The sequence below is a fragment of the Nocardiopsis baichengensis YIM 90130 genome, from assembly GCF_000341205.1.
GTDB lineage: Bacteria > Actinomycetota > Actinomycetes > Streptosporangiales > Streptosporangiaceae > Nocardiopsis_A > Nocardiopsis_A halophila.
In genome coordinates this window covers 1-542 of sequence record NZ_ANAS01000071.1, presented here as the reverse complement: position 1 = coordinate 542, position 542 = coordinate 1, and the positions used below count along the sequence as shown (strand labels likewise).

At 72.7% G+C, this 542-nt stretch carries 1 protein-coding gene; it reads left to right on the top strand.

Annotation, left to right across the window (positions count from 1 at the left end; all coding sequences use genetic code 11):
• Positions 1 to 269 precede the first annotated feature (269 nt).
• Positions 270 to 542 (top strand): hypothetical protein (locus C892_RS31100; RefSeq protein ID WP_040685657.1); only part of this gene is annotated, 273 nt, incomplete at its 3' end.

The window sequence follows — 542 nt, the reverse complement described above, 5'->3', positions numbered from 1 at the left end:
CCCGAGATCTGTTGGTGGATGATGGTGCTACCGGGGCCGCTGAGCCGCAGCGGCCCCGGCACCGGGGAACGGGCGGGGCCCACCCGAGATCTGCCCCTCCCAAGAGGGGAGGAGGCCTGGCGTTGACCTGCCCGCCCGCCCCCGACCAGCAGGAACCCGGCCCCCGGGCGGCCTGATAGAAGCATGCCGACCCGCGGCCGACAACAGATATGCCCCCAAGGGCCGGGCCCCTGCGACGGACCACCGCACCAGCAGATGGAGCCGCCACCGTGATCGTAACCGGCATCGACCCCCACAAGAAGCTCTACACCGCAGCCGCGATGGGCCGCCACAGCGACCGCCCCCTGGCCAGTACCGACATCACCGTCGGCAAGCAGGGCACGGAAGGGGTCCTGGCGCACCTGCTGGACTTCCAACGCCGGGTGATGGCCGAGTACCCCGGCGCCGAGCACGTGTGGGCCCTGGAGGGCGGCGAGGGCCTGGGCCAGCGCCTGGCCGACCTGCTGCTGTCCGCCGGCCAGACCGTGGTGTGGGTGCCGGTG